Source organism: Allomuricauda sp. XS_ASV26 (assembly GCF_041224615.1).
GTDB classification, from domain to species: domain Bacteria; phylum Bacteroidota; class Bacteroidia; order Flavobacteriales; family Flavobacteriaceae; genus Flagellimonas; species Flagellimonas alginolytica.
In genome coordinates, this window is the sequence record NZ_JBGFGK010000033.1 from 301,804 (window position 1) to 316,793 (window position 14,990).

Here is a 14,990-nt window from a genome sequence, read left to right on the forward strand (position 1 = left end):
AAATTAAAAATGGCCAGAATTCTTACAGGAATACAAAGTACAGGCACACCCCATTTAGGAAATATTTTAGGTGCAATTGTCCCTGCCATTGAAATGGCGGGCAACCCTAAAAACGATTCCTTTTTGTTTATTGCCGATATGCATTCGTTAACTCAAATAAAAAATGGGGAGCTGTTAAGGAGCAATACCTATGCCATTGCCGCTGCTTGGCTCGCTTTTGGCCTGGATATTGAAAAAACTGTTTTTTACAGACAGAGTGATATTCCCCAAACTGCGGAATTGGCTTGGTACTTAAGCTGCTTTTTTCCATACCAGCGACTTACATTGGCCCATTCCTTTAAAGATAAGGCCGGCAGGCTGGAAGATGTGAACGCAGGACTTTTTTCCTATCCCATGCTAATGGCCGCGGACATATTGTTGTACGATGCAGAAATTGTTCCTGTAGGGAAAGATCAACTGCAACATTTGGAAATAACAAGGGATGTAGCTTCTCGTTTTCACAATCAGATGGGCGAAACATTTGTAATGCCCGAGGCCAAAGTCCACGAGCAGACCAAATACGTTCCAGGAACAGATGGTGAAAAAATGAGCAAAAGCCGCGACAACCTTATAAACCTTTTCCAAACCGATAAAAAATTAAGAAAACAGATCATGGGCATTGTTACGGACAGTACACCCATGGAAGAACCCAAAGATCCCAGCAAGGACAATGTGTTTGCACTGTACAAGCTTTTGGCCAGCCCAGAGCAAATCGAGGAAATGAGCGCCAATTATTTAGCGGGCAATTATGGCTACGGACACGCCAAACAAGCCTTGTACGAGCTTATTATAGAAAAGTTCGAAGAGCCCCGGGAAAAGTTTGAGTATTACATGAACCATACAGGCGAGATCGACGAGGCCTTGGCCTTTGGTGCGGAAAAAGCCCGAAAAGTGGCCAATGAGGTATTGGTCCGTGTTCGAGAAAAGTTGGGGTATTAGCCTTTTATCGATATTTTGACTTAATAGGCCCATATTCAAGGAGCGGGTAAATTTGGACTTCCTTGCCAAACCCTTTTTAAAAAGGAAAGAAAACCCGATTTTTTGTGGCAAGTCTTCGATGAACAACGCCCTAAAACAGAGTGACTGTTCTGTTATCATTCCATACGACGAATGTCATTCCTGCGCAGGCAGGAATCCATCATCAAAAAACTGAAAACTAAATCTGGTGGAATTCTTTGCTCTTCTTCCACAAGCTCAGGATGAGAGCTCTTGATGACGGTTCGCAACAACACCTTACCACACCCATAACTGTCTGTTGAACGACCACCGACTATCGTTTCGAATACGCTCAACGACCTACTACCCACTGCTCCCTACCAATTGAACCTCGGAAACTACACCGCCTCGAACAGTTTACCGGGCAGTGATCGGATCACGCCCTTCATTTCCATGTTCAATAATGTGCTGGAAACCTTAAAAATGGGCAGATTACATTCCAAAGCAACGGTGTCCAGTAGTTGTTTTCCGTTTATTTGCAAGTAGTTGTAGATTGACTGTTCTGTTTCATCCAACTCGACAAACAGCTGCTTTTGCACCGCTTTTTCTTGTTTTTCCGCTTCAATTTCCCATCCTAGAAGATAAACCAGCTCGGCTGCAGACGTCAATATATGCGCTTTTTGATATTTTATGAGGTCATTACAGCCTTTGCTCCATTTATCGGTAGCCCTGCCAGGAACGGCAAAAACTTCCCGGTGGTACCCATGTGCCAGATCGGCGGTTACCAAACTCCCCCCTTTTTCCGCAGATTCGATCACAATGGTTGCTTCACTTATTCCTGCAATTATGCGGTTTCTTTTGAGGAAATTTTCCCGATTAGGCTGGCTTGTACTCCAAAACTCGGTCATAAACCCACCATTTCGCTCTATTTTGGTTTGATATTTGGCATGTACCTTAGGATATATTTGATCCAATCCATGCGCCATACAAGCTATGGTCTGTAATCCATGGTCCATGGCCGCCTTTTGAACAGCAATATCCACTCCGTAGGCGAATCCACTAACGATAACCGGGTTCAACGGCGCCAATTCCTCTATAAATCGATGACAGAACGAGACACCATAGTTGGTCACATTTCTTGTGCCCACCACACTGATTAGCTTTTGACCCTTTAAATCTATATTCCCGCGCTGAAACAATATAATAGGCCCGTCCAAGCAATGTTTCAACCGGGCCGGATAATCTTCATCCATAAAATAGGAGATGGTAATATTCTGCTTGGACAGAAATTCGAATTCTTCTTGGGCTTCTTCAAGGTAAATTGTGTCCTGCAGACCTTTCAAAGTAACTTTTCCAATGCCATCAATTTTTAAAAGATGATGCATTTTATCTTCAAAAACTGCTGTTGGGCTTCCACAATGTGCAATTAATTTCTTGGCGGTCACATCCCCGATATTGGGAATGTTTTGCAGCCGTAAAGCCGCAATAATTTCAGGTTCAGTCATTTGATTTGGGAGTCAAAGTTGTTCACAAAATACAGATTTTTAAATGTTAATAAAAAGTTATGCCGCATATTTTGTACTCCCCCTTTTTTTGCAATATTTGTGGCTATGCGGATAGACTCATACCTAGAAAAATTATTGTTCGAGTACAACTGTGTGGTTGTTCCCGGTTTTGGGGCGTTTTTAGCTCACGGAAAATCCGCAGAAATCGATTTGACCACCAACACATTGGTACCACCGAGCAAGGTAATTTCCTTTAATGCCCAACTTACCAAAAACGATGGGCTATTGGTATCCCACATATCCAAAGAAAAGAATATCGGGTACGAGGAAATGCTAAAGGAAGTGGAAAATATCTCACTGGATTGGAACAATAAATTATCCAAAGGTGAGAGCATTGAGCTTTTTGGTATAGGCAAACTGTGGCACAACAACGAGCATAAAATCCAATTTCAGCCAGAGGAAAAAATCAACTTTTTGACGTCTTCCTTTGGATTGTCCGCTTTTGCCGCTACGCCGATCAAGCGTGAGGTGATCAAGGAGGAGGTTGAAGAACTGGAAGAGCGCATTCCATTTATAATTACCCCTGAGAAAAGGGAACAGACCTCGTTCAGGCCTTGGTTAAAATATGCCGCGGTTATTCTATTGGCCGTTTCCATGGGTGTAACATCGTACCGAACTTATGATGATTTACAGCAAAAAGAGGTTGCCGCCCAGCAAGATGCACAACAAGAAGTTTCCCGTTTGATCCAAGAAGCTACTTTTTTTGAAAGTTCTCCTTTGGAACTGCCAGCCATCAACCTTAGCGTGACCAAAAAGAAAAGGGGGCACCACCATATTATCGCGGGAGCTTTCCGGGAGCAACAGAATGCTGAAAAAAGGGTAGGTCAACTTAAAGAAAAAGGATACAATGCCTTTTATCTTGGGGTAAACAAATATGGCCTGCACCAAGTGGCTTACGATAGCTTTGAAGACCCTCAAAAAGCACTGCTGTTCCTACGAAAGGTCAAAGTTGAGGATTCCAGGGATGCTTGGATGCTTTCCGAAAAATAAATAATCCCGCTTTCTTTTAAAACCTTTCCGTACTTCAATATCTTTGCGCAAAATTTAAAGGTATGACGCCTAAGACTCCTAGTGAATCACGTACGGTAATGACCGATTTGGTATTACCCAGCGAAACCAACCCGTTGAACAACCTATTTGGCGGTGAACTATTGGCCCGCATGGATCGTGCTGCCAGTATTTCTGCCCGTAGACATAGCAGACGTATCACCGTAACTGCCTCCGTGAACCATGTTGCATTTAACAGCGCAGTTCCTTTGGGCAGTGTGGTGACCGTAGAGGCTTCTGTTTCCCGCGCTTTTAATACCTCCATGGAAATTTTCTTGGATGTTTGGATAGAAGATCGCTTTACGGGAGAGCGTACCAAGGCAAATGAGGCCATTTACACCTTTGTTGCGGTGGATGACACCGGCAAACCAACGGAAGTCCCACCGTTGGAGCCGGAAACCGAGCTGGAAAAGCAACGTTTTGCCGCTGCGTTACGACGTAAACAGCTCAGCTTGGTACTTGCCGGTAAAATGAAACCTGCCGATGCTACCGAACTAAAAGCATTGTTTACTACTTCCTAAAGTTTAAAAATCAAATTTGTCCGGATCGGGGCCAAATCGTTTGCCTTTGTCCAAACTATCGAGGAGCTTTACGTCTTCATCCGAAAGTGTAAAATCGAACAGCTCCGAATTGGCTTTGATCCGTTCTTTTTTGGATGATTTAGGAATGGTGACCACTCCTTTTTGCAGATCCCATCGCAGCACGATCTGGGCAATTGTTTTGTTGTATTTAGCTGCCATGTCCTTCATAATGTCCAAATCAAAGATGTTCCCTTGCATTAAAGGGGACCACGCTTCATATTGGATTTGGTGCGAGCTGCAAAAATCCATCAACTCTTGCTGCACCAAGTAGGGATGAAACTCCATTTGATTGACCATGGGCACAATCTCGGCGGTATCCAAAAGATCTTCTAAATGGTGCTTTAAAAAGTTGCTAACTCCGATGGCTCGCACCCGTTTTTCCCTGTACAGTCTTTCAAGTGCTCGCCAGGTGTCTTTGGACAGGTCCCCTTTGGGCCAATGGATGAGGTACAAGTCCAGATAATCGGTTCCCAAACGATTTAAACTGGCTTCGAATGCCTTCAATGTAGCTTCGTATCCTTGATCGGTATTCCAAACTTTACTTACCAAGAACACATCTTCCCGAGGTACATTGCTTTGCCTTATTCCTTCGCCCACCCCTTCCTCATTTTCGTAAATGGCAGCAGTATCTATATGACGATAACCTTGGTTCAAAGCTTCTTTTACCGCATTGATCACCTCTTCTCCATCTTTGGAAAGGTAAACACCAAGCCCTAAATAGGGCATCTGGACCCCATTGTGGAGTTCAAAGGAGCCTTGCAAGTCTGATAATTTCTTCATAGTGTTAGAGTTGATATATCCAATCTTCAGGGTTCAATCGGTTGGAATCCCTATACAGATAGAACTTCAATTTTGTTGTGCCATCAAACCGATTGGTATTTATTTCGCCCAAAATATCCTTGGCAGCTACTTTATCCCCTTTTTTTACATAAAGATCGGATAGGTTATAATAGGTGGTGATGTAGTTTCCGTGTTTTATTTGAACACCCTTGTTCCCACCTGGAACGGTAAGTATGGCTATTACCTCTCCCTCAAAAATAGCCCTTGCCTTGCTGCCCTTGTCCGTAGTAATGGTAACCCCATTGTTCCTGTGCTTGATTCCAGGATACAATTTATCGGCATAAACCCCGTACCCTTGGCTTTTAACTCCTTTTTCCACCGGCCAAATAAGCCTTCCTTTATTGGAGGTAAAGTTGTCCGCAACCAATTTAGTTTCCGGGGTCATGGCAAAAGTTGGACTGCTAGTCGATTTACCGGAGCTTTTATTAGAGCTGGCGATCGCACTTTTGATCATTCGTTCTATCTCTCGATCAATTTTACGGGCCTCTGCCTGCTTCTTGTTTATTGCTGTAGTATATTTTGCCTCGTTTTGTTTTATGCTCGTTAAAAGGCTCTTTTGGGTCTCTATTTCTTTCGTCAGTTCATCTTTTGCCTTTCTATTCTCCGCAATGAGTTGGTCTTTTTGCTTGCGCTGACGTACCAAATCCTGGTTTAAAAGGGTAAGCTCTTCGGTTTTCTTTACAATATCTTCCCCTTGTTTTTTTCGATGTTTGGCATATTGTTGCATATACTGAAGCCTTTTAAAAGCCTGAAAGAAATTCTCAGCTGAAAGCAAAAACATGAGTCGATTGTTCTGTGATTTATTCTGGTAGGTTTTTTGGATCAAATGGGCATAATCTTCTTTTAGTGCATTTAAGTCTTCTCTTAATTTGCTTATGCTTCTGATGTTTACATTTATCTGCCTGTTTAGCAAGTTCGACTGTTGGTTGGTTACTCGAATAAGTTCTTGGCGAACGTTGATCTTGTTGTCCAAGGCTTCCATTTGGTCCAATACGGTGCCCTTTTCTTTACGTTCTGCAAAGAGCAATCTATTGATTTCCTTAATTTCTTTCTGCAGTCGTTCTCGTTTGGCCTCCAGTACTTTTTGCTCGCTGGTCTGGGCAAAACTCCCCGATGAAACAAAGAATATAACTAACGCATAATAAAACAGATATGAATTTTTATCTTTCATACTACTTTAATATAATTTTATCATATCCTTTGGGTATCTTATAGGGAAAACTCATGGGTTTATTCAATTCCAGGTTTCTAAAACTTAGGTCAATAGTGGTCAGCTCACCTGCTTCTTCGGCGACAATCTTAACTTCGTTCGGCAGCACATTTCCTGAAATATCCTGATAGGTATATTTAGCCATTAGTTGTCTGGAATTTTCCGGCTGGGATATTTCTTGAGACGCTATCTTAAAATTTTTAGGTTCCAACTGAAACAGTATTTTGAAAAGCTCTTGGGCCTTTTTCGGTTTTAATTGGTAATTCCCATTGTACACTTCGCTATTGAATTTTTCCTTTCGCAGGTCCAACACAGCATTGCCGAGGAGGAGGTTCTGTACTTTTTCAAAATCCAATTGGGTGCCCAAAAGTTCGCTCAAATAACTAAAATCCCCATCGAAATATTCGTTTTGTAACTTGTTGTAGAAGGAAACCTTCTTTGGGGTAATGTGCGCCTTGACCACTCCTAAGGGAGCACTCATCCAAATAACCTTGTCCTTTTCCATTCTTAGGCTCACATTAACTCCTTGCGAATCGTCTCCGTTGGCGTAATCTATCTTTACCCTTCCTCTCAATGTCTTAAAATTGGATTGATTGGCGTAATGGGCGTTTATAATGTTCTTTGCCGTAAGACGAGAATTGACCTCCCCACCAGTAATGGATTTAGTGCTCTTACAAGCGCCCAATACGAACAACAACATTGGTATTGCGGAGAATCTTATTATATTTTTATGTAGGTTCATTATAATCCCGAATTGATTTTGTTCAAATACTCGTTTGCCTTTTGCGTATTCCCAATTTTGGTGTATCCTTCGAAGAGCTTTTGAAATATCCTATTTTGCAAAGTTTGATTGTCCAAAAGATAATCCAGTCCACTTTCCAGCACTTGAATGCCCTTGTTGGAATTTCCGGTGCCAATAAGGGCCGTACCATATGCATAATAAAAATAGGGCTGTAAGGGATAAGTGTCCAGAGCCTCTTGCGATTCGCTCAACAGCTTCTTAAAATTGGACGCTGAGATCAATTGTTCCATTGTTGCTTGCAATTTTAGTACCGGATCGTTGCTATTGTTTCTTTCTTCCACTGTCCGAACTTCTTGCATCTGACCTCCTTTTTCCAAAGAATCGTTTATTTTTCGAGTCAGCTCTGTTTTTAAACCCGAATTCTCCATGCTACCCAACACTTTAGAAGCTTCCTCATACTTTTTCATCCTAAAGAGCGAAACCGCCATGTTTTGCCGTAACTTTTCATTTTGATAAGGTATGCGTTGCTTAATCCCTTCTATTGGGCTTCCCTGTTTGTCGAGAATGGTCAATATATTGTCCAAATACCAATAATCTTCAGGTTTTGAAAGAAGTGCTGCAACAGCATAATCTTGAGCCTGTATGTACTTTTTGTCCAAAAGATAGGCTTTGGCCAGTTCGTAGTCCACAACACTGTTATCGGGCTCCAATTGCTTACATCTTAAAAACAGATCAATTGCTCTATCGTAGTTTTGGATACCTTTTTGTTTTAAGGCCTCAAAAAAGTTTTCTTGAAACTCATCGGTATATTCGTCGAGGTAGACCTCGGCGCTTTCTTGTTCTTCTTGGGCATAAGTATCGCAGGGCACCAACATCGATGCTACAAAAAACACCCAAAGAAGTAATACATTTTTCATACCGTCTTAAGTCCCCGTCAAACTAAAAATCTATACTAAAGTTATTCCAAAACGGAATAATCTCCAATACTAATGGTCTCAAAATTACCATTGTACACCACATGGTTCCCGATCATGGCATTATCCAGGTTTGCGTTGCTAATTTTACTGTTGCTCTGGATAAGGCTATTTTTTATGGTAGAATTTTCCAATACCGTGTTTGCCCCTACGGATACATATGGGCCGACCGTGGTATTTTTCAATACCACATGCTCCCCGATAAAGCATGGTTCTATAATGTTTGCATTTTCTTGTTGTACCGTTTCGGCCACCATATTCTCCCCTTCCTGCTCCAAAAAGCCCAACATGCGCTGATTGGTTTCCACGGTTACATTTTTATTGCCACAGTCCATCCATTCGTCCACCTTTCCGGGAACAAATTTCATGCCCTTTTCCATCATTCGTTTTATGCCGTCGTTGATTTGGTATTCGCCCCCATGCGTAATATCGTTATCCAACACATGTTGTAGCTCGTTTTTGAGAACTTCCACGTCCTTGAAATAGTAAATTCCGATTACCGCTAGATCGGAAACAAATTCTGCTGGTTTTTCGACCAACTCAACAATTTCATTTTGATCATTTAATTGTACTACTCCATAAGCTTCGGGATGTTCTACTTGTTTTACCCATATTACGCTGTCCGCAGATTTGTCCAAATCAAAATCTGCACGGATCAATGTATCGGCATAAGCTATTACCGCTGGTCCACTAAGGGAGTCTTTTGCGCTCATTATGGCATGTCCGGTTCCAAGTGGCTGATCTTGTCTATATATTGATCCTTTGGCTCCCATTTCGCTGGCCAATTCCATTAAGCTCTCTACAACATCATCGCCAAAAAAGGCGGGATCGCCCAGAATAAAGGCAACCTCATCAATTGGTTCACCCAACACTTTGGCGATATCGGTAACCAGTCGGTGTACTATCGGTTTTCCCGCAACAGGTATCAATGGTTTCGGAACTGTTAATGTATGTGGTCTTAATCGGGAACCTCTTCCCGCCATTGGAACGATTATCTTCATAGTTTACGCACCTGTCTGGCCAGGTGTCTCTTTTTAATGGTTAGACTTTTATTAAAAAGGTCAAGACTAAGCTCGACCCTACATTCTTCTTTATTTGGTTCCGGTACTTCCGAACCCACCTTCGCCTCTATCGGTTTCTGAAAGTGCTTCAACTTCTTCCCACTCGGCGCGCTCATGTTTGGCAATTACCATTTGGGCGATACGCTCTCCATTTTCCACTATAAAATCCTCATTGGATAAATTGACCAAGATTACCCCGACATTACCGCGATAATCCGCATCGATGGTTCCTGGTGCATTGAGCACTGTAATCCCTTTTTTTGCCGCCAATCCGCTTCGAGGTCTTACCTGCGCTTCATAGCCTACCGGAAGCTCCATAAACAGTCCTGTAGGGACAATAGCCCTTTCCAAGGGTTTCAATGTTATGGGTGAATCGATATCGGCCCTTAGATCCATCCCTGCCGAGGCAAGGGTTTCGTAATGTGGCAACTTGTGGCCGGATGTATTGATTATTTTAATTTTCACGTTTTATAAAAATACTTCTAAGTTTATCTCCTTCCATCTTATATACTAACCCCAAAAATAAGAAAAGTAGTATGCTGCCCACTATTAAATTTCTATTAAAAACATAGAACGATAGTATTGAGAACAAGAGTGATACAGCGAAATAAAAGACAATTTTCCTCATGTTATAGGGGACAGGGTAATATTTTTTTCCAAAGTGATACGATAGGACCATCATGGTCGCGTAGGCCGCCAGAGTTGCCAGGGCCGATGCCATATATCCTATTTTGGGAATCAAGCTTATATTGATGGCCAAAGTGATGATTGCTCCAACGGAAGAAATATAGGCGCCAAATTTGGTTCTATCCGTTACTTTGTACCAAACTGAAAGGTTGTGATAAATGCCCAAACAGAAACTTGCCAAAAGTATGATAGGAACCACGTCCAAAGCCTCCCAAAAAGCAGAATCCCTGACCAACAATCTTTTTAAAGGGTCTATGAACACCATTACCCCTAAAAAAATGAGACTGCCCATAATTACAAAGTAATTTGTGATCTGGGCATAGGTTTTTTGAGGGTTCTCCGAGTCTGCGTGGCTAAAAAAAAACGGTTCCACCCCCAACCGAAAAGCGGTTCCAAACAGCGTCATGAATACCGCCAATTTATAGCAGGCCGAATATTTCCCTATCTCTGCCTTGGCAATGTCCTCTGGTAATAATCGATCTAAAAGAATGCGGTCGAACACCTCGTTGACCGTAAATGCAAGTCCGGCCACCATAATGGGCATGGAGTACTTGAGCATTTCCTTCCACAAACCTTTATCAAATTTATATTTGGTGTCAAAATAAATTCCGCTCACCCATAAAAAGGCAGCACCACTGGAAATTACATTGGCAATAAAGACATACTCTATCTGAAAATCTGGTTTATAAAGAGCTGCCCAAAATGATTGCCCATTTTCAGCCAATCCGGGCAATAGGGTCAAGAAAAATATATTCAACAATAAATTAATGGCCACACTGGTGACTTTTACTATCGAATACCTTAATGGCCGTTCATTTGCCCTGATCCAAGCGAACGGCACTATGGCCAATGCATCTAGCACCAGAATCAAAATAATATATATGATCAACGATTCCTGTACATCTATAAAGGCGGCAAAGGTTCCTTTGAAAAGAAAGGCTGCGCCAAAAAATATAAGGGAAGACATCAGTAAGGATATCAAGGATGTAGAAATTACATTTCCCTTATCCGAGTATTTATTAAAGAATCGGAAAAAGGCTGTTTCCATACCATATGCCAACACTACATTAAAAATGGCAAACCATGAGAAGATCACCGATATTTCCCCATAGGTTTCCGGGTCCATTACAGAAGTGTACAAAGGCACCAATATAAAGGAGAGGACCCGCGGCAATACCGTGGCCAAACCATAGATAAATGTTTGTTTAAAAAGCTTTTTTAGTGGATTCAATAGGTGTTGCTTCTTTGAAAACCTTGCTTAGGCGGCTACAAGTTACGCAAAAGCCAGTATTACCTAAACCTTATTGTCCTAAGAAAAACCAAAAAGGCCACCGAATCGGTGGCCTTTGTATATATTAAATTATGTATATCCTAATTGTTCAACGCTTCTGCTATTGAATATTTAGCCTCACTCTTTGGTTCGGCTTAATTGTTCAACGCTTCCGCTCCACCAACAATTTCGAGGATTTCGTTGGTAATCGCTGCTTGACGTGCTTTGTTGTACGTTAATTTAAGCTCGTCCCTAAGCTCTGCGGCATTGTCCGTTGCTTTGTGCATGGCCGTCATACGGGCACCGTGCTCACTCGCAAAAGAATCTCTAATGGCCTTGAACAATTGTGTCTTCAAGGATTTAGGTATCAACTCTTTTACGATTTCCACTTTTGAAGGTTCAAAAATGTAATCGGCAGCAATGGCTTCGTCACCTTCTGCACCAACGATGGGCAGGAACTGCTCCGTCATTACAATTTGCGTAGCGGCGTTCTTAAACTTGTTGTACACCAATTCGATTTTATCATAATCACCTTTGGTGAACAAACGCATTAAAAGTTCGGCAATTTCGGCAACGTTCTCAAAGGTTAAATCATCATACACCTTGCTCTGGTCGCCTAAAATGGTATGTCTTTTTCTAAGGATATCGTTTCCTTTCTTACCAATGGTATAGAAATCGACCTGTTTGCCCGGATACTTATTGGACACCAAATTGTTGCTCTGCTTGATGATGTTGGAATTGAATCCACCACAAAGACCTCTATTGGAAGTAATGGCTACCACCAAAACTTTGTTCACTGGCCTTTTGTCGGCGTACTCGCTTCCTCCATCTCCTTCCAAACTGGCGCTAAGCCCTTGTAGGAGCTCGGTCAGTTTATCGGAATAGGGACGCATCGCCGTGATAGCATCCTGTGCCTTCTTCAACTTTGCAGCAGATACCATTTTCATGGCACTGGTAATCTGCATCGTTGATGAGATGGATGATATCCTGTTACGTATTTCCTTTAGATTTGCCATATTCTTCTTTGTCATTCCGCACTTGATGCGGAATCTTTTTGGTTATGGATTCCTGCAGTGCCCTTCGACTACGCTCAGGGCCCCTCAGAAATGACAATTGTTATGCTTTGTACTTGCTTGAAAGGTCCTTGCAAACAGCAGTCAATGTATCGGTAACCTCGTCGGTCAATTTACCGGCTTTAAGCGTATCCAAAACATCTCTGTGCTTGGCGTTCAAGAACTCCAAGTAATCTTTTTCAAACTCTTTTACCTTGTCCACAGGAACATCTCTCAACAAGTTCTTGGAACCTGCAAAGATGATGGCCACCTGATCTTCCACGGTAAATGGATCGTTCTGACCTTGTTTCAAGATCTCCACGTTTCTACGTCCTTTTTCGATTACGTTCAAGGTAGCGGCATCCAAATCGGAACCGAACTTGGCAAAAGCTTCCAATTCACGGAACTGGGCCTGGTCAAGTTTCAAGGTACCTGCTACTTTCTTCATGGACTTGATCTGCGCGGAACCACCCACACGTGATACGGAGATACCTACGTTGATTGCAGGACGAACCCCTTGGTTGAACAAGTCTTGCTCCAAGAATATCTGACCATCGGTAATGGAAATTACGTTGGTAGGGATATAAGCGGATACGTCACCTGCCTGTGTTTCGATAATTGGAAGTGCTGTTAAAGAACCTCCACCTTTTACTTTAGACTTCAACGATTCAGGAAGGTCGTTCATATTCTTTGCAATAGCATCGTCACCGATTACTTTCGCAGCACGCTCCAATAGTCTGGAGTGAAGGTAGAAAACATCTCCAGGGTAAGCCTCACGTCCCGGCGGTCTTCTCAACAACAAGGAAACCTCACGGTAAGCTACTGCCTGTTTTGACAAGTCATCATAAATAATCAATGCAGGACGACCTGTATCCCTGAAGTACTCACCGATAGCAGCACCCGCGAACGGGGCATATACCTGCATAGGAGCAGGGTCGGAAGCATTTGCGGCAACAATGGTCGTATAGGCCAATGCCCCTTTTTCTTCCAACGTTTTGGCGATGGCGGCTACCGTTGATGCTTTCTGACCTACGGCAACGTAGATACAGTAAACCGGCTCACCTGCATCGTAAAATTCTTTTTGGTTTAGGATGGTATCGATACAAACTGTGGTCTTACCTGTTTGCTTGTCACCGATCACCAACTCCCTTTGTCCACGACCAACCGGAATCATGGCATCGATAGCCTTGATACCTGTTTGCATTGGTTCGTCAACGGGTTGTCTAAAAATTACACCAGGAGCCTTACGTTCCAAAGGCATCTCGTAGGTTTCACCAGCAACAGGTCCTTTACCGTCGATAGGTTTACCCAAGGTATCCACCACACGGCCAACAATTCCTTCACCAACATTGATGGAAGCAATACGCTCGGTTCTCTTAACAGTAGCGCCTTCCACGATCTCTTTGGATGGGCCCAACAATACAACACCTACGTTGTCTTCTTCCAAGTTAAGAACGATACCTTGCATACCACCCTCGAACTCTACCAACTCCCCGTACTGGGCATTGGAAAGTCCATATACACGGGCAATACCATCACCTACTTGTAATACGGTACCTACTTCATCCAAAGAAGCGGATGCTTCGAAACCTGATAACTGTTTTTTCAAAATTGCTGATACCTCAGCGGCTTTTACTCCTGCCATTTTTATAGACTATTTGTAAATTCTCTTTTTAATCCGTTCAATTTGTTTGCGATGCTTGCATCGTATTGGGTGTCGCCCACCCTAAGTACAAACCCTCCGATGATGCTCTCATCGATTTTATTCTCCAAAGTCACCTTGTTGCCGGTAGCTTTGGTAACCTTGTCCAAAATCTTTTTCTCCAACTCGGAGGTCAAAGGAACAGCAGTTGTTACATAAGCTACTTCTTCTCCCTTCAATTTTTCGTGAAGGATGATGTACTTGTAGGCCACTTCCTGTAACATATCTATTCGCTTGTTGCTGATCAACGTTTGAAGAAGACCTTTGGTGATTTCGTTGGCACCTTTGAAGATTTCGAGCAAACTGTTCTTCTTTACTTCTGATTTTATGATAGGGCTCTCCAATACATTTTGAAGTTCCACGTTTTCAGAAATGGTCGCAGCTATCTCCCGCATGTCTTTTTCAACGGCATCGGCCGCTTTCTTTTCGACTGCGAAATCCAAGGTTGCTTTTGCGTAGCGTATGGCTGCCCTGTTTTGGTTCATGGTCTGTTAGTTCAGTTTAATATCGCCCAACATGTCCTCTACCAACTTTTGTTGTTTGGTTTTATCGGACAATTCTTCTTTGATTACTTTTTCCGCAATCTCAACGGATAGGTTGGCCACTTGCGCTTTGATGTCGGCAACCGCAGCTTTCTTCTCAGCTTCAATAGTAGCTTGAGCTTGCTTGATCACCTTATCGCCTTCAACTTGGGCTTGTTCCTTGGCTTCAGCAATAATGCTTTCTTTGATTTCCCTGGCCTCTTTCAACAACGCGTCCCTTTCAACTTTGGCCTCCCTCAAAAGCTTTTCGCTGTCGGCAGTAACGTTCTGCATTTCCTTTTTTGCCGCCTCAGCTGCCTCAAGTGCATCTTTTATACCCTCTTCACGTTTTTCAACCGCACCAAGGATAGGTTTCCATGCATACTTTCTAAGCAATAATAAAAGAGCGATAAAAAGCAACATCTGCCAAAAAAACAACCCGAAGGAAAACTGCTCGATTAACTTTTCCATTTATCTTATTCTATTAATTCTTTTAAACTATATCATTTAAATCAATGAAGGGCCACAGCCAACCGCTATGGCCTTCATCAATGTTTTTACGGTTATTAAGCAGCAAAAAGAGCGGCGAAACCGATACCTTCAATAAGGGCTGCTGCAATCAACATTGCTGTTTGGATCTTACCAGAAGCTTCAGGTTGACGTGCAATGGCTTCCATTGCTTGTCCACCGATTCTACCGATACCCAATCCTGCTCCGATTACGATCAAACCAGCACCTACGATGTTTGGAATTGTCATGATAT

16 protein-coding genes are annotated in these 14,990 nt (G+C 42.6%); 3 read left to right on the forward strand and 13 right to left on the reverse strand.

Features of this window, described 5'->3' with window-relative positions:
* Positions 1-9 precede the first annotated feature (9 nt).
* Positions 10-978 (forward strand): tryptophan--tRNA ligase, encoded by a 969-nt coding sequence (trpS, locus tag AB9K32_RS13495; protein WP_369885483.1) that lies wholly within the window; start codon positions 10-12, stop codon positions 976-978.
* A gap of 395 nt (positions 979-1,373) precedes the next feature.
* Here the strand turns inward: trpS and dprA are convergent, their stop codons facing one another.
* Positions 1,374-2,480 carry a DNA-processing protein DprA gene (gene dprA / locus AB9K32_RS13500; protein ID WP_369885484.1) on the reverse strand — a complete coding sequence of 369 codons (1,107 nt, stop codon included), beginning with the start codon at positions 2,478-2,480 and terminating at the stop codon, positions 1,374-1,376.
* Positions 2,481-2,585: 105 nt separating this feature from the next.
* Here dprA and AB9K32_RS13505 point away from each other — a divergent pair, with 105 nt between their 5' ends.
* Together AB9K32_RS13505 and AB9K32_RS13510 are read left to right on the forward strand one after the other, a co-directional pair.
* The gene (locus AB9K32_RS13505) at positions 2,586-3,530 is read left to right on the forward strand and encodes an SPOR domain-containing protein (RefSeq protein WP_338197587.1); all 945 of its coding nucleotides are present in this window, start codon (positions 2,586-2,588) and stop codon (positions 3,528-3,530) included.
* A 62-nt stretch (positions 3,531-3,592) separates the two neighbouring features.
* Complete coding sequence (locus AB9K32_RS13510) at positions 3,593-4,108, forward strand: acyl-CoA thioesterase (RefSeq protein ID WP_224835912.1); 516 nt, start codon at positions 3,593-3,595, stop codon at positions 4,106-4,108.
* Positions 4,109-4,111: 3 nt separating this feature from the next.
* Here AB9K32_RS13510 and AB9K32_RS13515 read toward each other — a convergent pair whose 3' ends face one another.
* The 12 genes from AB9K32_RS13515 to atpE all read right to left on the reverse strand — a co-directional run bounded on the left by AB9K32_RS13515 (position 4,112) and on the right by atpE (position 14,985).
* The gene (locus tag AB9K32_RS13515; RefSeq protein WP_369885485.1) at positions 4,112-4,948 is read right to left on the reverse strand and encodes an aldo/keto reductase; all 837 of its coding nucleotides are present in this window, start codon (positions 4,946-4,948) and stop codon (positions 4,112-4,114) included.
* A 4-nt stretch (positions 4,949-4,952) separates the two neighbouring features.
* Positions 4,953-6,179, reverse strand: coding sequence for a murein hydrolase activator EnvC (locus tag AB9K32_RS13520; RefSeq protein WP_369885486.1), 1,227 nt, complete (start codon positions 6,177-6,179; stop codon positions 4,953-4,955).
* Position 6,180: 1 nt separating this feature from the next.
* Positions 6,181-6,960 (reverse strand): DUF4292 domain-containing protein, encoded by a 780-nt coding sequence (locus AB9K32_RS13525; protein WP_369885487.1) that lies wholly within the window; start codon positions 6,958-6,960, stop codon positions 6,181-6,183.
* Positions 6,960-7,877 carry a hypothetical protein gene (locus tag AB9K32_RS13530; RefSeq protein WP_369885488.1) on the reverse strand — a complete coding sequence of 306 codons (918 nt, stop codon included), beginning with the start codon at positions 7,875-7,877 and terminating at the stop codon, positions 6,960-6,962. The genes AB9K32_RS13525 and AB9K32_RS13530 overlap by 1 nt, the downstream gene beginning before the upstream one ends.
* A 41-nt stretch (positions 7,878-7,918) precedes the next feature.
* Positions 7,919-8,935 carry a sugar phosphate nucleotidyltransferase gene (locus AB9K32_RS13535; protein ID WP_224835918.1) on the reverse strand — a complete coding sequence of 339 codons (1,017 nt, stop codon included), beginning with the start codon at positions 8,933-8,935 and terminating at the stop codon, positions 7,919-7,921.
* A gap of 90 nt (positions 8,936-9,025) precedes the next feature.
* Complete coding sequence (gene dut / locus AB9K32_RS13540) at positions 9,026-9,460, reverse strand: dUTP diphosphatase (RefSeq protein WP_338197574.1); 435 nt, start codon at positions 9,458-9,460, stop codon at positions 9,026-9,028.
* On the reverse strand, positions 9,450-10,913 hold the full coding sequence (locus AB9K32_RS13545; protein WP_369885489.1) for a lipopolysaccharide biosynthesis protein: 1,464 nt from the start codon (positions 10,911-10,913) through the stop codon (positions 9,450-9,452). The genes dut and AB9K32_RS13545 overlap by 11 nt, the downstream gene beginning before the upstream one ends.
* Positions 10,914-11,107: 194 nt before the next feature.
* The gene (atpG, locus tag AB9K32_RS13550; protein ID WP_224836438.1) at positions 11,108-11,968 is read right to left on the reverse strand and encodes an ATP synthase F1 subunit gamma; all 861 of its coding nucleotides are present in this window, start codon (positions 11,966-11,968) and stop codon (positions 11,108-11,110) included.
* A 100-nt stretch (positions 11,969-12,068) separates the two neighbouring features.
* Complete coding sequence (gene atpA / locus AB9K32_RS13555; RefSeq protein ID WP_224835921.1) at positions 12,069-13,649, reverse strand: F0F1 ATP synthase subunit alpha; 1,581 nt, start codon at positions 13,647-13,649, stop codon at positions 12,069-12,071.
* Positions 13,650-13,651: 2 nt separating this feature from the next.
* On the reverse strand, positions 13,652-14,191 hold the full coding sequence (atpH, locus tag AB9K32_RS13560; protein WP_252081048.1) for an ATP synthase F1 subunit delta: 540 nt from the start codon (positions 14,189-14,191) through the stop codon (positions 13,652-13,654).
* A 6-nt stretch (positions 14,192-14,197) separates the two neighbouring features.
* Positions 14,198-14,698 carry a F0F1 ATP synthase subunit B gene (locus tag AB9K32_RS13565; RefSeq protein WP_224835923.1) on the reverse strand — a complete coding sequence of 167 codons (501 nt, stop codon included), beginning with the start codon at positions 14,696-14,698 and terminating at the stop codon, positions 14,198-14,200.
* Positions 14,699-14,793: 95 nt separating this feature from the next.
* The gene (gene atpE, locus AB9K32_RS13570; protein ID WP_053970734.1) at positions 14,794-14,985 is read right to left on the reverse strand and encodes an ATP synthase F0 subunit C; all 192 of its coding nucleotides are present in this window, start codon (positions 14,983-14,985) and stop codon (positions 14,794-14,796) included.
* Positions 14,986-14,990: the final 5 nt, after the last annotated feature.

What these genes read in the sequence shown, in the direction of transcription:
- trpS (WP_369885483.1), top strand. Translation starts at nt 10, where the DNA reads ATGGCCAGAATTCTTACAGGAATACAAAGTACAGGCACACCCCATTTA.
- dprA (WP_369885484.1), bottom strand. Translation starts at nt 2,480, where the DNA reads ATGACTGAACCTGAAATTATTGCGGCTTTACGGCTGCAAAACATTCCC.
- AB9K32_RS13505 (WP_338197587.1), top strand. Translation starts at nt 2,586, where the DNA reads ATGCGGATAGACTCATACCTAGAAAAATTATTGTTCGAGTACAACTGT.
- AB9K32_RS13510 (WP_224835912.1), top strand. Translation starts at nt 3,593, where the DNA reads ATGACGCCTAAGACTCCTAGTGAATCACGTACGGTAATGACCGATTTG.
- AB9K32_RS13515 (WP_369885485.1), bottom strand. Translation starts at nt 4,948, where the DNA reads ATGAAGAAATTATCAGACTTGCAAGGCTCCTTTGAACTCCACAATGGG.
- AB9K32_RS13520 (WP_369885486.1), bottom strand. Translation starts at nt 6,179, where the DNA reads ATGAAAGATAAAAATTCATATCTGTTTTATTATGCGTTAGTTATATTC.
- AB9K32_RS13525 (WP_369885487.1), bottom strand. Translation starts at nt 6,960, where the DNA reads ATGAACCTACATAAAAATATAATAAGATTCTCCGCAATACCAATGTTG.
- AB9K32_RS13530 (WP_369885488.1), bottom strand. Translation starts at nt 7,877, where the DNA reads ATGAAAAATGTATTACTTCTTTGGGTGTTTTTTGTAGCATCGATGTTG.
- AB9K32_RS13535 (WP_224835918.1), bottom strand. Translation starts at nt 8,935, where the DNA reads ATGAAGATAATCGTTCCAATGGCGGGAAGAGGTTCCCGATTAAGACCA.
- atpG (WP_224836438.1), bottom strand. Translation starts at nt 11,968, where the DNA reads ATGGCAAATCTAAAGGAAATACGTAACAGGATATCATCCATCTCATCA.
- atpA (WP_224835921.1), bottom strand. Translation starts at nt 13,649, where the DNA reads ATGGCAGGAGTAAAAGCCGCTGAGGTATCAGCAATTTTGAAAAAACAG.
- atpH (WP_252081048.1), bottom strand. Translation starts at nt 14,191, where the DNA reads ATGAACCAAAACAGGGCAGCCATACGCTACGCAAAAGCAACCTTGGAT.
- AB9K32_RS13565 (WP_224835923.1), bottom strand. Translation starts at nt 14,698, where the DNA reads ATGGAAAAGTTAATCGAGCAGTTTTCCTTCGGGTTGTTTTTTTGGCAG.
- atpE (WP_053970734.1), bottom strand. Translation starts at nt 14,985, where the DNA reads ATGACAATTCCAAACATCGTAGGTGCTGGTTTGATCGTAATCGGAGCA.